Genomic DNA, 1,089 nt, shown 5'->3' with positions numbered 1-1,089 from the left:
GTTGATATCTGGAGCAGAAAAGTTGTTGCCTGGGATGTGGAGCAATCTGAATCAGCTGAATTAGCAGCTCAGCTGGTGAGTAGGGCCTGCCTCAAGGAACGCGTCAGCCGACGCCGCAAACAGCCGCTGATCTTGCATGCCGATAACGGCACGTCAATGAGGGCGGCAACCCTTGAGGTGCGCTTAGAAGAGCTAGGGGTACTCAGATCCTTCTCTAGGCCACGGGTGAGCAACGACAATCCCTATTCCGAATCTCTATTCCGCACTGTTAAATACCGGCCGAACTATCCAAGCCGGCCTTTCAGCAGCAAAGAAGAAGCTTGCCAATGGGTTTCCTCTTTTGTGGATTGGTATAACCACCAACACCGCCATAGCGGCATCAAATTCGTTACGCCTCAGCAAAGGCATAGCGGCGTGGCGATAGCAATTTGCAAAAAGCGTGCTGATCTTTATGAACAGGCCCGTCAACGCCATCCCCGGCGGTGGACAACAACCACACGCTGTTGGCGGCAACCAGAAGTGGTGTGGATAAACCAGCCCGCTGATGATTTCATCGCTCAAACAGCTAAGTTGGAATTGGYCGCCTAATCGGMGGCARAGRCGTCATRTTTCCTGACAGTTACCGTGGTATTTGAAATAAGATTTTCTTTGGTTACTTGCTTTTCGCCGTATGACTACAACTGATCGCAACGATTTGGTGCCCGCGAGTTGGTGGAGTGGGTTACACCGAAGATTTGCGTGATGCGGAGCAGGATGCAGGTGCGGCGCGAGGTGCGGGACACAACGAGCGAGGGCGGAGCAGGATGCAGGTGCGGGGTGCGAGGTGCGGGATACAGTGGGGAGGAGGGACGCAGCCGCGGGAGCGGGCCAAAAAACATACAAACACTCCCTCCTGACCGATTATACCTCAAACCCCTCCACACCTACAAAAACCAATAACACCAAAGGGTCTTTAAAGACCCTTTTTTAGTGAGTTGCGGTCATTTGCGGCATTGATTACCTGGCACGGATGGCGCTGATTTTGGGTTGGGCGGCAGAGTTAAGGGTGCTAATGATGTTTTATTTGCCTGTAGATAGATAAGTTTCTAC

The 1,089-nt window shown here is 52.4% G+C and carries 1 protein-coding gene; it reads left to right on the top strand.

The features are described from left to right. Positions 1–588 (top strand): integrase core domain-containing protein (locus C7K08_RS14430; RefSeq protein WP_133165329.1); only part of this gene is annotated, 588 nt, incomplete at its 5' end. Positions 589–1,089 lie beyond the last annotated feature (501 nt).

The sequence above is a fragment of the Synechococcus lacustris str. Tous genome, from assembly GCF_003011125.1.
Classification (GTDB): Bacteria; Cyanobacteriota; Cyanobacteriia; order PCC-6307; family Cyanobiaceae; genus Synechococcus_D; species Synechococcus_D lacustris.
This window is presented reverse-complemented; position numbering and strand designations above follow the sequence as displayed.